Origin of the sequence: Cellulomonas sp. Leaf395, from assembly GCF_001424125.1 — a bacterium.
GTDB lineage: Bacteria > Actinomycetota > Actinomycetes > Actinomycetales > Cellulomonadaceae > Cellulomonas.
Genome location: NZ_LMQI01000005.1, coordinates 395,494 through 412,710, shown reverse-complemented (window position 1 = coordinate 412,710; position 17,217 = coordinate 395,494). Strand labels below are relative to the sequence as shown.

General features: G+C 69.7%; 16 protein-coding genes and 4 tRNA genes. 8 read left to right on the top strand and 12 right to left on the bottom strand.

Annotated elements, in window-relative coordinates; genetic code table 11:
• Positions 1-84: 84 nt before the first annotated feature.
• Positions 85-157: transfer RNA gene (locus ASG23_RS16485), tRNA-Val, on the bottom strand.
• A gap of 299 nt (positions 158-456) precedes the next feature.
• Between ASG23_RS16485 and ASG23_RS16480 the strand changes: the two genes are divergently transcribed.
• On the top strand, positions 457-885 hold the full coding sequence (locus ASG23_RS16480) for an SsgA family sporulation/cell division regulator (RefSeq protein ID WP_056027308.1): 429 nt from the start codon (positions 457-459) through the stop codon (positions 883-885).
• 51 nt (positions 886-936) lie between these two features.
• On the opposite strand, the gene ASG23_RS16475 is transcribed toward ASG23_RS16480, so the two are convergent.
• The gene (locus ASG23_RS16475) at positions 937-1,800 is read right to left on the bottom strand and encodes an aminotransferase class IV (protein ID WP_056027305.1); all 864 of its coding nucleotides are present in this window, start codon (positions 1,798-1,800) and stop codon (positions 937-939) included.
• Positions 1,801-1,804: 4 nt separating this feature from the next.
• A complete protein-coding gene (locus ASG23_RS16470; protein WP_056028477.1) occupies positions 1,805-2,872 on the bottom strand; it encodes a chorismate-binding protein in 1,068 nt (355 codons plus the stop codon).
• A 157-nt stretch (positions 2,873-3,029) separates the two neighbouring features.
• Here ASG23_RS16470 and ASG23_RS16465 point away from each other — a divergent pair.
• The 3 genes from ASG23_RS16465 to ASG23_RS16455 all read left to right on the top strand — a co-directional run bounded on the left by ASG23_RS16465 (position 3,030) and on the right by ASG23_RS16455 (position 3,332).
• Positions 3,030-3,101: transfer RNA gene (locus ASG23_RS16465), tRNA-Gly, on the top strand.
• Positions 3,102-3,156: 55 nt separating this feature from the next.
• A tRNA-Cys gene (locus ASG23_RS16460) sits at positions 3,157-3,227 on the top strand.
• Between the two features lie 33 nt (positions 3,228-3,260).
• A tRNA-Val gene (locus ASG23_RS16455) sits at positions 3,261-3,332 on the top strand.
• Positions 3,333-3,688: 356 nt separating this feature from the next.
• Here the strand turns inward: ASG23_RS16455 and ASG23_RS20030 are convergent.
• The 5 genes from ASG23_RS20030 to ASG23_RS16435 all read right to left on the bottom strand — a co-directional run bounded on the left by ASG23_RS20030 (position 3,689) and on the right by ASG23_RS16435 (position 9,023).
• Positions 3,689-4,129, bottom strand: a complete 441-nt coding sequence (locus tag ASG23_RS20030; protein WP_157465716.1) for a hypothetical protein — start codon at positions 4,127-4,129, stop codon at positions 3,689-3,691.
• Positions 4,130-4,249: 120 nt separating this feature from the next.
• Positions 4,250-5,170, bottom strand: coding sequence for an SMP-30/gluconolactonase/LRE family protein (locus ASG23_RS16450; protein WP_235521185.1), 921 nt, complete (start codon positions 5,168-5,170; stop codon positions 4,250-4,252).
• A gap of 23 nt (positions 5,171-5,193) precedes the next feature.
• Positions 5,194-6,111 carry a twin-arginine translocase subunit TatC gene (tatC, locus tag ASG23_RS20905; protein WP_082516286.1) on the bottom strand — a complete coding sequence of 306 codons (918 nt, stop codon included), beginning with the start codon at positions 6,109-6,111 and terminating at the stop codon, positions 5,194-5,196.
• Between the two features lie 408 nt (positions 6,112-6,519).
• A complete protein-coding gene (locus ASG23_RS16440) occupies positions 6,520-7,320 on the bottom strand; it encodes an isocitrate lyase/PEP mutase family protein (RefSeq protein WP_056027302.1) in 801 nt (266 codons plus the stop codon).
• Between the two features lie 458 nt (positions 7,321-7,778).
• Positions 7,779-9,023, bottom strand: coding sequence for a PP2C family protein-serine/threonine phosphatase (locus ASG23_RS16435; protein WP_056027299.1), 1,245 nt, complete (start codon positions 9,021-9,023; stop codon positions 7,779-7,781).
• A gap of 822 nt (positions 9,024-9,845) precedes the next feature.
• Here ASG23_RS16435 and ASG23_RS16430 point away from each other — a divergent pair.
• The 4 genes from ASG23_RS16430 to ASG23_RS16415 all read left to right on the top strand — a co-directional run bounded on the left by ASG23_RS16430 (position 9,846) and on the right by ASG23_RS16415 (position 14,624).
• Positions 9,846-10,877 carry an aldo/keto reductase gene (locus ASG23_RS16430; RefSeq protein WP_056027296.1) on the top strand — a complete coding sequence of 344 codons (1,032 nt, stop codon included), beginning with the start codon at positions 9,846-9,848 and terminating at the stop codon, positions 10,875-10,877.
• Positions 10,878-10,988: 111 nt separating this feature from the next.
• On the top strand, positions 10,989-11,870 hold the full coding sequence (locus tag ASG23_RS16425; protein WP_056027294.1) for a trypsin-like serine protease: 882 nt from the start codon (positions 10,989-10,991) through the stop codon (positions 11,868-11,870).
• 350 nt (positions 11,871-12,220) lie between these two features.
• Positions 12,221-13,561, top strand: a complete 1,341-nt coding sequence (locus tag ASG23_RS16420; protein ID WP_157465715.1) for a vanadium-dependent haloperoxidase — start codon at positions 12,221-12,223, stop codon at positions 13,559-13,561.
• 145 nt (positions 13,562-13,706) lie between these two features.
• Positions 13,707-14,624 carry a S1C family serine protease gene (locus ASG23_RS16415; RefSeq protein WP_056027288.1) on the top strand — a complete coding sequence of 306 codons (918 nt, stop codon included), beginning with the start codon at positions 13,707-13,709 and terminating at the stop codon, positions 14,622-14,624.
• A gap of 22 nt (positions 14,625-14,646) precedes the next feature.
• Here the strand turns inward: ASG23_RS16415 and ASG23_RS16410 are convergent, their stop codons facing one another.
• The 4 genes from ASG23_RS16410 to ASG23_RS16395 form a co-directional block, all read right to left on the bottom strand.
• Positions 14,647-15,252: a hypothetical protein gene (locus ASG23_RS16410; protein WP_056027285.1), complete on the bottom strand. Its 606-nt coding sequence runs from the start codon at positions 15,250-15,252 to the stop codon at positions 14,647-14,649.
• Between the two features lie 41 nt (positions 15,253-15,293).
• A complete protein-coding gene (locus ASG23_RS16405) occupies positions 15,294-15,815 on the bottom strand; it encodes a DUF1269 domain-containing protein (protein ID WP_056027283.1) in 522 nt (173 codons plus the stop codon).
• A 55-nt stretch (positions 15,816-15,870) separates the two neighbouring features.
• Positions 15,871-16,128 (bottom strand): SHOCT domain-containing protein, encoded by a 258-nt coding sequence (locus ASG23_RS16400; protein WP_200941630.1) that lies wholly within the window; start codon positions 16,126-16,128, stop codon positions 15,871-15,873.
• A gap of 147 nt (positions 16,129-16,275) precedes the next feature.
• The gene (locus tag ASG23_RS16395) at positions 16,276-17,217 is read right to left on the bottom strand and encodes a carbon-nitrogen hydrolase family protein (protein WP_056027278.1); all 942 of its coding nucleotides are present in this window, start codon (positions 17,215-17,217) and stop codon (positions 16,276-16,278) included.

Below are 17,217 nucleotides of genomic sequence, written 5' to 3'. Positions count from 1 at the left end.
TGCTACCGGCGGGCTCGCGGCATGTCGGACCCCATATGCACGGCAGGAGGGGCCGGCCCGTGGGGCCGACCCCTCCTGATCGAGTGGGCGATACCGGACTCGAACCGATGACCTCCTCGGTGTGAACGAGGCGCTCTACCAACTGAGCCAATCGCCCGTCGTTCGCGGAGTCACCCCTCCGCGACACGCCTGGTGCTGGGAGCGACGACCACCCGCGGGTGACATCGAAGAGGATGCTACCCGGGTCGGGTCAAGAATCCGAACCGGGCATTCCAGCGTTCCCTGCAGGTCATCGCGCCGAAGTCAAGGGACGGGCGCTCGACAAGGCGGGTTACGTCACGTGTCGCCGGCAACTCGGGGCACGCCCCTCCGGGTGAACTCAGGCCGTCTAGCGGTCCAATCCGGCACCTGGCCTGCCATGATGGGACCTCCAGCCCTTGCGAACAGGAGGACCCGATGCCGAGCTCGACTTACGACGTCGTCGAGGTCGTCGCCATGCAGCTCATCGGATCCGACGCCAGCGTCATCCCGGTGAGCGCCGAGTTCTCCTTCAGGACAACCGATCCGTACACGGTACGCGCGGTCTTCACCGGCCCGCACACCATGTCGACCTGGCTCATCGGCCGCGAGCTCCTCTCTCTGGGGATGGACGCGACGGCCGATGCACCCGCCGGGACCGGTGACGTGCAGGTGTGGCGCGACGAAGACCCCGACTACACGCTCGTGTCACTCAGCGGAGTCGAGGGCAGCGCGCTGCTGGCCGCTCCCACCGAGCCCATCGAGCGATTCCTCGCCGGGACCGAGGCACTCGTGCCGCTGGGTACCGAGAGCGACCGGATGGAAGGCGAGATCACGGCGCTCATCGCCGCTCTCCTGACCGCCTGACACACACTCCACGCGACCGGTTCCGCCTCGGGCGGGGCCGGTCGTCGTCTGTCACGGGTCGAGGTCGTCGGCCAGCCGCGCCTGGAAGAGCTGCTGCGCCTCCAGCGAGAGCGGCCCAGCGTCGATGTCGAGGCCGTCGAGGCCGACCACCGGCGAGACGTTGCGGATGGAACCGGTGAGCATCAGGTGCGCCGACCCGTTGGCCACGTCGTCGAGCACCTCGTACCGGAGCTCCCCCGGTGCAGCCTCGCGGACGGGGAGACCTGCGGCCGCAGACCACTCCAGCAGCAGCTCCCGGGTGATGCCGGCGAGGCAGCCGCTGGACAGCGGCGGAGTCACCAGCACGCCGTCCCGCTCGACGAACACGTTCGACGCGGTGCCCTCGCACAGCTCCCCGACCGTGTTGGCCAGCACGGCCTCGTCGGCACCCCGCCGGTACGCCTCCGAGACAGCCACGACGTTCTCCGCATAGGAGGTCGTCTTCAGGCCGACCACCGACGACCGCTCGTTGCGCACCCACGGCACGCGGATCACCCGCGAGACCTCGGACCGTGCTCCAGGGCCGGCGAGCACGAGGATGCTCTGCCGCTGCTCCTCGGGCGCGAACCGGTTCGACCCCAGCGGGCCCGGACCGCCCGTGAGCGTGATCCGCAGACGACCGACGTCGGGCCCTGCGTCCGCGAGCACCGCTGCGACCCCCTCGCGGACGGCGCCCTCGTCGGGCGCGGACAGCCCTAGACCGAGCGCGGACCGCTTCAGGCGGCGCAGGTGGCGGGTCAGCGCGAACGCCGTGCCGTCGTACACCGCGCAGGTCTCGAAGACGCCGTCGCCGACCGTGAGCCCGTGGTCGACACCGGACAGCAGAAGGTCCTCGGGGCCGTGCAGACGACCGTTCGACCAGATCACGACAGCCATCGAGTCAGTCTGTCATCGTCTCGACGTCCACACCGGATGCGAGGGCGACGAGCCGCGCGGCCTTGAGCTCGGTCTCGGCCCACTCGCTCTCGGGATCGCTCCCCCACGTGATCCCCGCGCCGGTACCGAACCGCAGGACGTCGTCCGCCCACCAGAAGGTCCGGATGCCGACAGCCAGCTCCGCCCGGACGCCCCCGTCGGCGCCCACCTCGATCCACCCGACGGCCCCGCAGTACGGCCCCCGCGGAGACGTCTCGAGCGCCGCGATGATCTCGAGCGCCGACGACTTCGGGGCACCCGAGACGGAGCCCGGCGGGTAGGTGGCGTCGAGCAACCGCGCCCACAGGTCGGGGGCGGTCGCGACGTCGTCGGCGAGCACGCCCTGCACCGTGCTCACCAGGTGGACCAGTCCCGGGTGACGTTCCTCACCCAGGAGCGTGGTGACCTCGACCGTGCCGGGCACGCAGACCCGCTGGAGGTCGTTGCGGACCAGGTCGGTGATCATGACGTTCTCCGCGCGGTCCTTGTCCGTCATCGCGTCCGACGTGGCGGCGGTCCCCTTGATCGGCCCGCTGGTGACGACACCGCCCTCGACCCGCAGGTACAGCTCCGGCGACGCCGTGACGACCCACACCTCTCCCGGCACCTGCACACCGCCGGCGTACGGCGCCGGGTTGCCCGCGCCCAGCAGCGCACCGAGGGAGCGCGCATCAGGCTCACCAGGCAGCGGAGCGCTCAGCACCCGGCAGAGATTGGCCTGGTAGACGTCGCCTTCCTGGATGTGCGCCCGCACCCGGCCCACCGCGTCGACGTAACCCGCACGGTCGAGCGAGGACGACCACGACGTCGCCGACGGGCCGCTCCACCCGCTGGTGACCACGACCTGCGCGGGTGCGACGTGCGCGAACCGCCACGCGCGCACGGTGCCGTCGAAGTCGCCCACCACCGCCCACCAGCCAGGCTCCGCGAGCCGCTCCGGCTGTGCCCGGACGTCCACGACCTCGACGACGCCGGCCGCCTCCACACCGGCGAACCACGCGACGCCACGCCGACTGACGGTCTGCTCAGGCACGCCCACACGCTACCGAGCAGCGCACCGTCACCTGCGATGTCCCCCTCGATCCGCGCGATCACCCGGGTGCCCGGAGCCAGTTGGACTCTCGCGGAGATCGTCAGTTAGAGTTCGGGACGCACACGGAACACCGGTGAATGCCGGGGGGACGTGCTGTGCGGACGTGGCTCAGTGGTAGAGCATCACCTTGCCAAGGTGAGGGTCGCGGGTTCGAATCCCGTCGTCCGCTCGGGGGCAGACACTCCTGATCGGCTGAACGCAGCCGCTGAGGACTGCGGTCTCACGGTGGAGTGGCCGAGTGGCGAGGCAGCGGCCTGCAAAGCCGTATACGTGGGTTCGAATCCCATCTCCACCTCGTATCACCACAGCAGTACCCATGCTTCACCATGGGCGATTGGCGCAGCGGTAGCGCGCTTCCCTGACACGGAAGAGGTCACTGGTTCGATCCCAGTATCGCCCACAATGTTTGTGCAGGTCAGCGGTGTGTGTCCCACATGGGGCCGCGCCGCCTCTTGCATTCTGGGATGGGTGTAGCAACGCGCGTAGCAGTGCGGACGCCCACGAACGTCGGCGGACTGAGCGTCATGGGACTGCGGCGCGGTCGAGCGGGGACATCTGCGCAGGCCACCGCTCCGGGCGATCGGTGAGCGACCTCTTCTCTTCGAACGCTCGGACATGGTCCTTCCCGAGTCCCGAGTGCTCGCGGGCGGGCCGACCCGAGGCCGCGACCCAACTCATTCTCCAAGCCGTCGAAGCGACAGCCTGAGCCGCCGACCGGACCAGTTGAACCGGCCACGCGCGGGGCGTCCGCAACCCTCAGCTACCTCCGTTCGGTCGGCGTGGTGTGCCGCCCCGGTGCGATCGGCTCACCGGACGGCGCGGGTGGGAACATGTCGGGCGGAAGTCCAGATCGGCGACGGGGTCGAGCGACGGTGCTGAGCAGCGGACCATGATGATGCGATCTTCCGCGACCATCGCGAGGCACGGCTTCGCCTCCAGCGTCGTCGTGCTCCAGATCTGCAGCTCGCCGTACGAGCCGTAAGAGACGAAGTCGGCATCAATGACGCCCAGGTTCGTGGCGGTCTTGTAGTCGAGAGGAATGGCCCCCTGGTCGGGGCCCGAGCGTCCTCGATCGGGTGCCAGGCGGCGAACGGCAGCATCCAGGAACCCCCCGATCAGCCCGTGCCAGCATTGAGACGAAACGAAAAGGAACCAAAAAAGGGATCCAAATAGGGAACTCCTGCGCGAGCTCGTCATCTCAGAGATCGTCAACGGTGTCGTCGGTCGGCTGATCGTCTCGAGGACCCGGATGGCCTCGCAACGCCGTCGGGGCGGGTGTCTCCGCGAACGGGACCGCACGCGGCGTGGTCCGCGTGCTCATGCCGCGCTCCGAACGGCGACCGCGTCTCGGGTGAGGGTCGACAGGTGATAGATGCTCGTGCTCGCCGCGATGAAGAGGTCGGTCCCGTCCGGACCGCCGAAGCAGAGGTTGCCCACGCGCTCGGGGACCGGGACGGTGAGAAGAAGCTCCCCCGTCGGGGCGTACACCTGGACCGCCGCGCCGGCCGAGGTCCAGAGGCGACCGGACTCGTCCACCCGGAACCCATCCGACAGCCCGTCCTCGATGACCGCGAAGATCCGGCCGTCTGAGCAGGTGCCGGCCAGACGGACGTCGCGCACCGTGATGTGGTGGTTCCCCGACCCGTCCGTCCGCATCGCGGCAGACGTGTCCGACACGTAGAGCAGTCTCTCGTCCGGCGAGAACGCGAGGCCGTTGGGCTCCTCGACGTCGAGGACGACCGGACGCACGTCGCCGGTGACCCGGTCGAACCGGAAGACGTAGCTGGCTCCGTACTCGCGTTCCCCCGGATGTCCCTCGTCCGGCTGGAGGATCCCGTAGGGCGGGTCGGTGAACCAGATCGCACCGTCGGACGCCACGACGACGTCGTTTGGTGAGTTGAACCGACCACCCTCCCAGCGGTCCACGAGCACCGACACGGCGCCGTCGAACTCGCGCTCGACCGCGCGCCGCCCGTGCGAGCACTGGATGACCGAGCCGTCACGGTCGAGCGTTCGCCCGTTCGTGAACTCGACGCCGGTGCGGTGGACACGCGAGCGCCCCGTCGCCGGGTCGAGCTCGAGGATCCGGTCGCCAGGGATGTCGCTCCACCGAAGCAACGCAAGGTCAGGCAGCCATACGGGCCCCTCGCTCCACGTCGCGCCCGTAGCGACCCGCGTGAGCGCGGCGTCGACAGGGACGAGCGTCCCGTTAGGCATGGTGGCGTCGTTGCCATTCATGTGCGACCTCCTGTGTAGGTGGATCACGCCGTGCCGGTCGCGGCGTCGGGCTCGTCGGCCATCGTGCCGTCCAGCCGCGGGAGTCCCGCGGCCACCCGCCGGCGGTCGACGCGGCGGTCGTGGATGACGCAGACGCCGAGGGCCAGGAAGTACAGCGCGCTCGTCGGGATGGCGATGGCGAGCATCGTGATCGCGTCGGGCGTCGGGGTGACGACAGCGGCGAACACGAAGGAGAGCAGGACCGCCCACCTCCAGCTCTTGCGCCAGGTGGCGGCCGTCCCGACCCCGGCGAAGTTCAGGGCGACCATGTCGACGGGCAGCAGGAAGGCGATGCCGAACGCGAGCATGATCCGCATGACGAACCCGAGGTACGTCTGGGCGTCGATGATGTTGGTCGCACCCGACGGCGTGAACTCGGTGAGCAGCCGCACCGCGTTGGGCAGCACCCACCACGCGACGTAGGCCCCGGCGAGGAACAACGGCACGGCGACGGCCACGAACCCGATGGCGTACCCGCGCTCGCGGCGGGTCAGCCCGGGCGTGACGAACGCCCAGAACTGGTAGAGCCACCACGGCCCAGAGCCGCAGCGATCGTCATGACCTGGCCAGCGCTCATCGTTGGAGCGGTCTCTTGAGCTACCGGCACTCCTTCGTGCGTGGCACTCGGCAGATTCTGCCCGAAACTGGGCGTGAGAGCGTCCATTACCTCGTCGGGCACAACTGCTGCTCGAAGCGGCACATCGCTGTTGGCGTCTGGCGTGTTGGCGCTGTCTGGGTCGGGGGCCGGCTCGCTCATCGCACACCTCGCACGTGGTGAGTCCGGGCCCTGCATCTTGAGCCCCTCGCCGACGGGGAACCGAGACAGGCCCACGCGCCGTCCGACTGATGATGCGTCGCTTGATGAAGCGACGCCAACGCAGGGCGGGTGACTTGCGCGCCATCCATGCCCACACTGACAGGATCTGAACCTGCGACCCCTTGACCCCAGCAATCGGCGAGGTGTCCAGGGCGGCGCCGGAGGCGAGATCTAGACCGCGACCGTCACAAGAGCAGGTCTTCAATGGCGAGCAGACGGAGCAACAACCGGACGGACAGGGACGCAGCAGCCTTGACGGGACCATGGACGGAGCACCGGGCAATGAACCGCACGCCAACCGAGTCCATGAATGTCACGTCGGTGGCGTGGAGGCGGAGGTGAACCAGGCGACGACCGATTACCGGCGCTCCGCGGATGGCCAGGTCGTCGGGACGCCGAAGGGAACCACCGGACCCTCCTTCTGATCGGGGTGTGGGCGGCCCGCCGGTACGGACCGTCGCCGCACGCGGTGTCCTCGCCGGGCTCGACGCTCTCAGTCGCCGAAGAGGGCCTCGACGTCGGGTAGGCGCTCGAACCGCGAGAACGTCCCCCGCTCCGCGATCTCCCTGGCGGCCGACAGGACTCCGTCCCACGCGGTACGCGCGAGCGTGCCCCCCACGCTGATACGGCGGACCCCGAGCTGCGCGGCCGCAGCAACCGTCGTGAACGGAGAATTGATCAGGAGGTTCACCGGCTTCGGTGACACCGCGGCCACGATCGCGGACACATGCTCCAGGTTGACGATCCGCGGAGCATAGAGACAGTCGGCGCCCACGTCCGCGTACGCACGGAGCCTCCTGATCGTCTCGTCGATGTCGGGACGGCCGCAAACGAACCCCTCGGAGCGGCCCGTCAGAACAATCCCCGTGCCGCTCTCATCGATCGCTTGGCGTGCGGCGGCCACCCGCGCCACCGCCAGCTCGAAGTCGAACAGCGGATCAGCCTCATCTCCTGACGAGTCCTCGATCGAGATTCCGGCGATCCCCGTCCCCGCGGCCAGCTTCACATTCGCCGCGACGCCAGCCGGATCCACTGCATAACCGTCCCTGAAGTCAGCGTTGACAGGCACCGATACTGCCCCGGCTATCTGACGGAGATGCTCGAGCGTCTGATCGCGGGTGACCTGGGCGTCCGAGAGGCCAAGCGACCAGGCCAAGCCGGCGCTCGTCGTGGCCAACGCCTTGAACCCCAGCCCCTCCAGGAGCCGTGCGGTCCCGACGTCCCACGGGTTCGGCATCACGAAACACCCCGCACGATGCAACCGATGGAACTCGGCGACCCGATCCTCGTCCATACCCGCACCACACCCCGTCAACAGGCCAGGTCTTCGCACCCTATTCCGATCCAGTCGACCTGTGCGCGTTCAGTTGGGTCTGCTATCCGGGTCCACCGTGCTGCTCAGCGGACAGAGGCCGTGGGTTCGAGTTTTCGCAAGGGTGCGGCAGCTCGATGCATACCCATGCATCGACCCGAGCCGAGTCCACGTCCAGAGCGTCTGCGGTTTCGTGTAGCAACGCGATTGCGTTCGCCGGTGTTCGCTGGCGTCCGTCGGCGGCTGGAGTGTCTGGTGACCTGCGCAGACGATCAGTGGCGGACATGGACGGACGTCGTTCTTCTGCCTGACACGGAAGAGGTCACTGGTTCGATCCCAGTATCGCCCACCATCATTACCGCAGGTCAGGCCCCCTTTCGAGGGGGCCTTCCCTTTGTCCGAGCGGCCATTGTGGCGCGACGTCGGAACCGGGTCGAGCGCTACGCCTGCTCGCGGTCCGCCCCGCGGCGGGTGGTGCGGCTCGTGGTGCCGCCGTGCCACTCGAGGAGCAGCAGGGCCGCGTCATCCTGGATGTCGTTGCCGACCGTCTCGAGGAAGATGCGCGAGATGCCCTGGGCCACACTGCGGGTGTGCTGGTCGGCGGTGTCGCGAAAGGCACCGGGCAGGTCGAAGCTGGCGGCGCTGCGCTCGAACATTCCGTCGGTCATGAGCAGCAGCCGATCTCCGGGACACAGCTCGATCTCCTGCACCTGGTACTCGTGCTCGTGCAGCCCGAGCAACGGGTTGTTGGCCGGCGCCACGGTGGTGACCTCTCCCTCGTGCAGCAAGAGGGCACCGGGGTGCCCTGCGTTGATGATCCGGGCCACGGTCCGGTCGTCGTCGCCGTGCTCGGCACCCGACGATCGCAGGTCCATCTCCAGGAGGATCCCGGTGACGAGGCTGAGGTCCCCGTCTTGCTCGAGAAGTGCCGTGTTGGCGGCGTGCGCCTGCTCGACCAGGTCGGCACCCCGCCTCCGGGCGTTGCGCAAAGCATTCACCGCGAGGGTCGCCACCATGGCGGCGCTGAGGTCGTGCCCGGTCGCGTCGGTCAGCGAGGCCGTGAGCCTGTCGGGGGACGCGACGTAGTCGAAGGTGTCGCCAGCGGCGCTGGCCGAGGGTTCGAGCCACCCGGCGATCGTGAAGGATCCGCCCTCGCAGACGAAACCGGGGGGCAGAAGGCGTCGTTGGATCTCGCGGGCGAGCGTGAAATCCACCGATCGCATCGCTGTCTCGTACCTGTCGGTGTGTCGCTGGTTCGCGATGAGGACGTAACCAAGGGCGTGCGCGACGGCCGCGAGCTGTCCGATCGTGGACCCGTCCTGGGTCGTGTCGTCCACTCCGCGTCGAGTGTCTGCTCCACCCTCGGGGGCAGGCAGCTGGACGGCCAGCACCCCGAGCGCGTCGCCGCGGACGGTCACGGGCGTGTACGCCCACCCGAGGCCGTCGTGCACCGTGCGCTGCTCGCGCCAGGCCAGCCCTGCGTCCGAGCCGTCGAGGGCGAAGCGCCCTTCAGGGTTCGCAGGGTCGACCAGGGTGCTCCCTGCAGCGTCCGCGATGAGGAACGACGCGGACTGCACGCCGAGCGTCCCTCGAAGCACGTCCGCAGCGACGGACATCGCCTCGGCAGGCGAGACGTCCTCCACAGCCGTGAGCAGGGCCGAGATGTCGACCTGTGGAGACGTCATCGCTCAACCATCGCACGACGGCCGAAGGCCCCGCCTGCGAGGCGACCCGCAGGGGACCGAGCCCTGCGCGGGCGGTCCGCGGCCGTATCCGGCACGGCTGCACGCAGTCGGCGCTGGACATACGCGACTACCGTCAGACGGTGATCACGCCCCACAGCACCCCCGCGGACGAGCACCTCGACCGCGACGGGGGCCAGAGGACGACATGGCGACCGCTTCATGCCCCGGTCGGCGCCCCGCCACGGGGCCCCTGGACCCGGTCGCGGCGGCCGGGCGTCTCCCGCCGACCCCCTACAGGGCCTCACCCGGCCGACGTCCAGCGAATCCGAGAAGATCCGAGCCGACTGCTGCCGCCCCGGCCGTTTACGGGAGAACAGGGCGTGGAAAATCGATGTCTAGGTGACCAGAATTGGACATTCACCTCCCGCATAGGCTTCTCATCGCACGGGCACTGTTTCGCATGACCCCAGGTGAGACACAGGATTTCAACAGCTCCGTGACGCCGAATCAGCTGAGAACACTTCGATCCCCGCATCCCCACCAGCATTGCCGCATATCAGAGGCCGTCTCGGTACGCTCCGAGGCGGTCCTTCTGTGTGCTTCGAGGCAGGATGTAGCAAACGCGTGCAGCAACAGGTGTAGCAATCGGCCCTCTTGGAGGGCCGGCTGGTGCGGGACGCGTTCGCGCCGACGTCGGAGTTGACGGGAACAGCCTGTCGGTGGGCTCCGACTGCCTATTGCACTCGAAGCCAACGTTGGCGCGTGCAGAGCGGCCGTGGTGTTCTCGGACTGTTCAGGTCCAGTCGCTCAGGAGGTCCTCCCATGCGGTACCGCACCCTCGGCTCGAGTGGCACCGTCGTCTCGACGCACTGCCTCGGCACGATGACGTTCGGGTCGGAGGCCGACGAGGCGACGTCGGCCGACATCCTGACGGCGTTCGTCGAGCACGGCGGGACCTTCCTCGACACGGCGGACGTCTACTCTGCCGGCGCCTCGGAAGAGATCATCGGGCGCTGGCTGACCGCCCACCCGACCGAGGCCCGCCAGCTCGTCGTGGCGACGAAGGGGCGCTTCGCGATGGGAGAGGGTCCGAACGACCTCGGCCTGTCCCGTCGTCACCTGCGCGATGCGCTCGACGCGTCGTTGCGCCGACTCGGCGTCGAGCACGTGGACCTCTACCAGATGCACGCCTGGGACGCCCTCACGCCGGTCGAGGAGACGCTCGGCTTCCTCGACGATGCCGTGCGAGCGGGGAAGATCTCCTACTACGGCTTCTCCAACTACCTCGGCTGGCAGCTGACCAAGGCGGTGCACGTCGCCCGGGCGCACGGCTGGGCCACGCCGGTCACCCTCCAGCCCCAGTACAACCTGCTGGTCCGGGACATCGAGCACGAAGTCGTCCCGGCCGCGCTGGACGCGGGTGTCGGTCTCCTGCCGTGGTCCCCGCTCGGTGGGGGCTGGCTCACCGGCAAGTACGAGCGTGACGTGCCGCCGCACGGAGCGACGCGCCTCGGCGAGAACCCGCAGCGCGGCATGGAGGCCTGGGAGGCGCGCAACGCCCAGGAGCGCACGTGGCGGGTCGTGGACACCGTGCGGGACGTCGCACAGTCGCACAGCGTGCCGATGTCGCAGGTCGCGCTCGCCTGGCTCAGCAGCCGTCCCACGGTCACCTCTGTGATCCTCGGTGCACGTACGGTCGACCAGCTGCTCGACAACATGGGTGCGACGGACCTCGACCTCACCGACGACGAGCTGACCCGCCTCACCGATGCCAGCGCGCCGATCGTCGACGACTACCCGTACGGGGTTGCGGGTGTGGCACAGCGCCACCGCAGGCTGACGGGCGGCCGCTGAGCCGTCGCCGCGGCCGACACGCACGGTGCGCCCGGGATGCCCGAATCGCCATCCGGTCCTAGCCTGCGCTGAGACGGTCGACCGACCGTCCGATCCCCTCAGGGAGGCACTGTGCGCAAGATCCTCCTGGCGCTCACCGCGCTGCTCGGCCTGCTCGTCGCATCGGCGTCACCCGCCGCCGCGATCACAGGCAACTACGTCAAGGACTTCGAGCACCCGTACGTCGGCCTGCTCACCACCTTCGACGCCGACGGTGTGTTCGCGGGCCGGTGCTCCGGTTCGCTGCTCACCCCGACCGTGTTCCTCACGGCCGGCCACTGCACGGAGGACGTCGCGACCGCGGTCGTGTACTTCCAGCAGGACGCCGGCGTGAACTACGACCCCGTGACCATGCGCGACCCCATCACCGGCTACCCCGACATCTGCGCCGGCGACACCCTCGGCGTCGTGTGCGCGACGTCGGACGAGACCTACAACTGGGGCTTCGACGACTTCGCGGGCTTCCCCGACACCAAGGACATCGGCCTGGTGATCCTCGACCAGCCGATCTACCTGGAGGAGTACGGCTCGCTCGCCGCGGTCGGCTCGCTCGACAGCCTTGCGACGGCGCAGGGCACGAAGGACGTGACGTTCACGGCGAGCGGGTACGGCCTGTCCTACAGCAGCCCCGTCGGCGTCGAGTCGTTCCGCGAGCGGCTGATGGCGTCCGCTCGCCTGACGAACCTGACGAGCGCCTACACCGGCGGGTTCAACCTCCAGACCACCGGCAACGGCAAGGGTAAGGGCGGCACGTGCTCCGGGGACTCCGGCGGCCCGGTGTTCTACGGCGGCTACACCTCGAACACCATCGTGGCCGTGACGTCGTTCGGTCTGAACTCGTACTGCCGCGGCACCGACTTCGGGTACCGCGTCGACACCCAGGCGGCGCAGGACTGGATCCGGTCCGTCATCGGTGACGAGGAGTTTGCGCAGATCGACATCGTCGCGATCTGACAGACCGTCGCGGCCCCTCCTCCCTCCAGTGAGGGGCCGCGACGCCCCGAGCGTGCTCTCGCTCCTCGCGCAGGTGCTTCGCGAACCCGACCAGCGCGAGCACGACCGCGACAGCGGTCGCAGGTGCGCACCGAGGGCCGCCGGCCGGCGAAGGCCAGCCCCACGAGTCGGCCGGACCGACCTCGACGTGCGCGAGCTCTTCGTCGTGCTGCTCGACCTCATGTCGAGCCCGAAAATCGCCCATACAGGTGGTTGTCTCCTCAAACCGGACGTCGTTGACTGGGATGCACTGAATCCGGTTCGGGGGCCCTCCGAACTCTGGTCGTGGCCCCTCCTGAGAAGGGGACGCGATGAGAACGAATCGAGTGAGGCTGGCGGCCGTCGCCGTCGTGGTGCTCGCGCTGAGCACGCTGTCCGTTCCAGCACGCGGGGATCCCCCCCGGAACGCCGTCACGGAGTGGAACGCCATCGCCGTGAACACGCTCATCGGGCTTCCCGGTCCTGCGGGCGGAGCCCCGCCCGCCGCGCAGATCCACGTGGCGATGGTCCAGGGTGCGGTGTACGACGCTGTCAACGCGACCGAGCCCAAGCACTACCGGCCGTATCTCCTCGACCGACGCTTCTCGGCGAACGCCTCGAAGGACGCCGCCGTCGCAACGGCTGCCTACGGCGTCCTCCACCACATCGTGTCCACCGTGCCGAACGTCCCGGACGCGGCGAGAGCGACCCTGCTGGACTCGCTCGCCGCGCAGTACGCGACGGCGCTGGCCGAGGTCCCGAACGGCGCCTTCAAGACCCAAGGGGTCGCTGCCGGGAACGCCGCAGCCGGCGCCATGATCGCCGCTCGCGAGGACGACGGACGCTTCGGGCCTTCGGTGTGGGTGCCGAACACTGCTCCGGGGCACTGGTGGCCGCAGACGAACCCGACCACCGGGCAGCTGATCCTCGATCCCACGCCGTGGGTGGGCGAGGTGGACCCCTTCGTCGTGCAGACCGCCTCGCAGTTCCGCACCCCCGGGCCGAGTGCGCTGTCCAGCGCCATCTGGGCCCAGGAGTTCAACGAGGTCAAGGCGCTCGGAGCCGCGAACAGCACCGTCAGAACGCCGCTGCAGACCTACATCGCGCGCTGGTGGCAGAGCCAGCCCGTGGCCAGCTGGAACCAGGTGGCGAGGGACCTCGCCGTGCGGAACAGCCTCAGCATCGCTGACAGCGCCCGCCTCCTCGCGATGGAGAACCTGAGCGGTGCCGACGCGTCGATCAGCTGCTGGAACGACAAGTACTACCGGGACTTCTGGCGACCGTGGAACGCCATCCCGCGTGCAGCCGAGGACGGCAACATGGCGACGGAGCCGGACGACGACTGGATTCCGCTGATCTCGGCGCCCTACCCGGACCACCCGTCGGGCCACCTCTGTCTGGACGGCGCACACACGCGCGTCCTGCAGATGTTCTTCGGCGACGTGATCGAAGGTGGCTACCAGATCACCAGCCTGTCGACACTCCTGGGTGCTGCTGATCCCCGCACACGCACGTTCGGGAGCTTCTCGGAGTCGGTCGCGGAGGTCACCGAGGCGCGCATCTGGGCGGGCCTGCACTACCGCACCGCCGACGTCCAGGCGAAGGTGCTCGGCTGGAACGTCGCCGACTACACGGCGGCGAACTACTTCCAGCCCGTCGGTCGCGGGCACTGAGCGGGACAACGCCCCGGGCCGGCCTGGTCGTCGGCTCGGGGCGTCGCTCGCCGAATACTCCGACGCTGCCCCGTCGCAGGACCGGCGCTGTTGCGCCCGGGGCGAACCGCGGCATACCGGCCGGCCGCACGTCGCTGTAGAGGCCGTGGAGGAAGACCCGCTTGACGCGTACTCGCGCACGGTCGTGTCCGTCGCGGAGGCGGTGCTGCCCAGCGTCGCCAGCCTGACCGTCCGGTCCGGACGCCGGACCGGTGCCGGAAGCGCGAGCGTCATCACGGCCGACGGCTACCTGCTGACCAGCGCGCACGTGGTGGCCGGCGCCACGCTCGCCACGGCGGCGTTCGGCAACGGCACCACCTTGCAGGCCGACGTCGTCGGGCGTGACCCGCTCTCGGACCTCGCGGTGCTGCTCGCCCGCGGCGACGTGCCCGTGCCGGTCACCCTCGGCGACGCCGCCCGGCTGCGGGTCGGCCAGCTGGTGGTGGCGCTCGGCAACCCGTTGGGTCTGGCCGGCAGCGTCACGGCCGGCATCGTCTCCGCGCTCGGCCGCTCGCTGCCCACTGCCTCAGGCCGAGTCGTCGACGAGGTGGTGCAGACCGACGCCGCGCTCAACCCCGGCAACAGCGGCGGTGTGCTGGCGGACAGCGCGGGCCGGATGGTCGGCGTGAACACGGCCCTGGCGGGCATCGGGGTCGGCCTGGCGGTGCCGATCAACACCACCACCCGGGAGATCATCACCGCGCTGATGACCACCGGTCGTGTGCGCCGAGCGTGGCTGGGCATCATCGGCGCGCAGGTCCCGCTGCCCCCGCACCTGGCCGAGCGGATCGGCTCCCCGACCGGGCTGCAGATCGCCGGGATCTCCCCCGGCAGCCCGGCCGCCCTGGCCGACCTGCACCGCGGCGACATCGTGGTCGAGCTGGACGGCAGCCGCGTCGTCACGGCGACCGCTGTGCAGAAGCTCATGGTCGAGGACGCGATCGACCGCCGGATCGAGATCACCGTCTGGCGCAACGGCGCCCTGGTCGACGTGCTCGTGTTCCCCCGCGAGCTGGTCACCTAGCAGGCGGCCCGGCGTCTCCGGATCACGGCGTGCTGGTCGGTGTCACGCAGCTGTCGACGTCGGCGAACGCAGAGCTCAGGGTGTCCCCCGTCACGGACGCGGCTGACTCCACCGTCGTGGCGAAGGTCTCGGTGGCCGCCAGTGCCGCTGACGCTGCGACGAGCGTCGTGCCGGCGGCGTCGAGGAACTCCGCACGCGTCGTCGCGTCGGCGGCCGCCTGGGCGGCGTCCTTCGTGTCCTGCGTCGCGGACCTGACGTCCTCGGCGGCATCCTGCAGCGTGACGCTGAGCTCCTTCGCCTCCTCGGTGTCCGGCGCCGTCCTGATGGCGGACACGAGATCCTCAGCGGTCGTGCCGACCGTCTCCGCCTTCTCCCTGAGCTGTTCCTTGAGCTGCTCCCCGGCGTCGCCCGAGCCCAGCTCCAGGCTCAGTCCCTGTGTGACCGAGCTGACCGCGGTCGAGAGCTCCCCCAGGGAGACGCAGACGGTGTCGGCCCACTGCGCGACCGTGACCCCGGTGGGCGTCGGCGTGGGCGTCGGGGTCGCCGCCGGTTCCGGCTCGTTCGATGAACAGGCGCCGAGGGCAAGAGCCGTGACGAGCAGCGGCACGAGGGCGAGTGACTTGCGCATGGGTCTCCTTCGGATCACCGATCGCTCCGGGGACGTCCGCGTCACCCGTCCGACGTCTCGAGGTCGAGCTCGACCGAGGTCAGCAGCCCGACGTCCAGCAGGTCGAGCGGGTGGATGAACTCGCCGCTGACCACGACGCCGCCGGCCCGCTCGATCGTCTCGCGCAAGGGCTTCGCCCAGATGTGCTCGATCAGCGCGATCGCGGCCGCACTGCCGGCAGGGATCGTGTCGGCGACGTCCCAGACCTGGGCGTCGTCGATGAGGTGACCGTCCGACCCGGCCTCGAAGCCCGCGCGCGCCCCGGCCTCGGCGCCCTCCTCCCCCGCGACACCCAGGCCGAGGAGGGCGCCGACGGTGGCGCCGAGATCCTCTGCCTCCTCGATCGACAGGTCGCTCCACCGCAGCGCCTCGATCGTCCCGTGCTCGGTCTTCTGCACCGCGAGCACGTCGATGAGGCGGATCTGGTCGTTGTCACGCAGGTAGGCGAGCTCGTCGAGGATCTCGCCGGTGAAGTTCGGCCGGTCGAAAGCGACGACGAGCAGCTGGACGGGTCCGATGGACATGCTGGTCTCCTGGGCGCTGAGCAGGGCTGGGGTGGTCGAGTCTCCGGGCGTGCTGTCAGCCGGCGAGAAGCTTCTGCTTCTGTGCGTCGAACTCCGCCTGGGTCAGGACGCCTGCGTCGAGAAGCCCCTTGAGCTGGGTGAGCTCCGCGTAGATGTCGGTCGGAGCGGGTGCGGCGTCGGGCACGGGGGCCTCGTACTGCGGCGCGGGCGGCTGTTGCGCGGCCTGCTGGGCATTCTGGGCATTCGCTCGCGCGGCTCCCCGGTTGGAGGCGACGTGGGCGGTCGCCCCCAGGACGGCTGCGCGTCTCAGCATCCGCGGCATGGTGTCTCTCCTTCGGTTGACCCCGAGGGGTCGCCGGCGCCGGACGACGTTTCGCCCGGGGTCTGCTCATCGTGCGCGCGGGCTGTGGTGGCGTGCTCACCCGGTGGCCCGCTCACCCGGGTGATCGTCGGGCCGCACCTAGCCGTCGGCGAGCGTGACGGCCGGTCGCGGTCGGGTGTCGACAGTGAGCCGGAAGATGTCCGGTCGGTGGTAGTGCCCGGTGGGGTCGAACAGCCGGCGGGCCGCGCGGACCTGGGCGAGGTCGATGTCGGCGGTGAGGATGGTCTCCTCGTGGCGGGCCGGACCGGCGAGAAGCTCGCCGTTGGGTCCCACGATCACGCTGTTGCCGGGTTCCACCCAGCCGTCGTCGCCCTCCTTCACTGTCCAGACCTCGTCCCGGCGCGGGAAGTCGGCCGGGATCTGGTCGATGTGGGTGCACGGGTTCGCGCCGATGACGTAGCAGCGTCCCTCACGGGCGATGTGGCGCAGGGTCGCGACCCAGCCGTCGCCGGTCGCGAGCGTGGGGGCCACCCAGACGTCGACCCCTTGGGCGTAGAGGTAGAAGCGCGCCAAGGGCATGTAGTTCTCCCAGCACGTCAGGCCGCTGAGCCGGCCGAACGGGGTGTCGACGACAGGCAGGGTCGACCCGTCGCCCATGCCCCAGACCGTGCGCTCCGACCCGGTGGGCATGAGCTTGCGGTGCTTGCCGAGCAGGCTCCCGTCAGGACCGAGGTAGAGCGTGGTGTTGTAGATCGTGGAGCCGTGCGGCTCACGCTCCTCGACGTTCACCACCACGTGCACGCCGGCCTCCGCCGCGGCCGCACCCAGCGCCTCGGTCACCGGTCCGGGCACGACCACAGCCTGGTCGAGGAGGAGGGCGAACCACTCCTCGTCGCCGTCCCAGATGGGCCGGGAGTCCATCCAGATGGGCGTGCCCGGGATGAAGACCTCCGGGAAGACGACGAGCTGGGCACCCTCGGCGGCGGCCTTCGCGATCAGGTGGGCCGCCTTCTCCACGCACGCCCGCTGGTCCATGAGGACGGGAGCGGCCTGGATCGCGGCGACCGTGGTGAGAGCCAT

Coding starts and splice junctions, on each gene's coding strand:
- ASG23_RS16480 (WP_056027308.1), top strand. CDS start 457: ATGCCGAGCTCGACTTACGACGTCGTCGAGGTCGTCGCCATGCAGCTC.
- ASG23_RS16475 (WP_056027305.1), bottom strand. CDS start 1,800: ATGGCTGTCGTGATCTGGTCGAACGGTCGTCTGCACGGCCCCGAGGAC.
- ASG23_RS20030 (WP_157465716.1), bottom strand. CDS start 4,129: ATGACGAGCTCGCGCAGGAGTTCCCTATTTGGATCCCTTTTTTGGTTC.
- ASG23_RS16450 (WP_235521185.1), bottom strand. CDS start 5,170: ATGAATGGCAACGACGCCACCATGCCTAACGGGACGCTCGTCCCTGTC.
- tatC (WP_082516286.1), bottom strand. CDS start 6,111: ATGGCGCGCAAGTCACCCGCCCTGCGTTGGCGTCGCTTCATCAAGCGA.
- ASG23_RS16440 (WP_056027302.1), bottom strand. CDS start 7,320: ATGGACGAGGATCGGGTCGCCGAGTTCCATCGGTTGCATCGTGCGGGG.
- ASG23_RS16435 (WP_056027299.1), bottom strand. CDS start 9,023: ATGACGTCTCCACAGGTCGACATCTCGGCCCTGCTCACGGCTGTGGAG.
- ASG23_RS16430 (WP_056027296.1), top strand. CDS start 9,846: ATGCGGTACCGCACCCTCGGCTCGAGTGGCACCGTCGTCTCGACGCAC.
- ASG23_RS16420 (WP_157465715.1), top strand. CDS start 12,221: ATGAGAACGAATCGAGTGAGGCTGGCGGCCGTCGCCGTCGTGGTGCTC.
- ASG23_RS16410 (WP_056027285.1), bottom strand. CDS start 15,252: ATGCGCAAGTCACTCGCCCTCGTGCCGCTGCTCGTCACGGCTCTTGCC.
- ASG23_RS16405 (WP_056027283.1), bottom strand. CDS start 15,815: ATGTCCATCGGACCCGTCCAGCTGCTCGTCGTCGCTTTCGACCGGCCG.
- ASG23_RS16400 (WP_200941630.1), bottom strand. CDS start 16,128: ATGCTGAGACGCGCAGCCGTCCTGGGGGCGACCGCCCACGTCGCCTCC.
- ASG23_RS16395 (WP_056027278.1), bottom strand. CDS start 17,217: ATGGCTCTCACCACGGTCGCCGCGATCCAGGCCGCTCCCGTCCTCATG.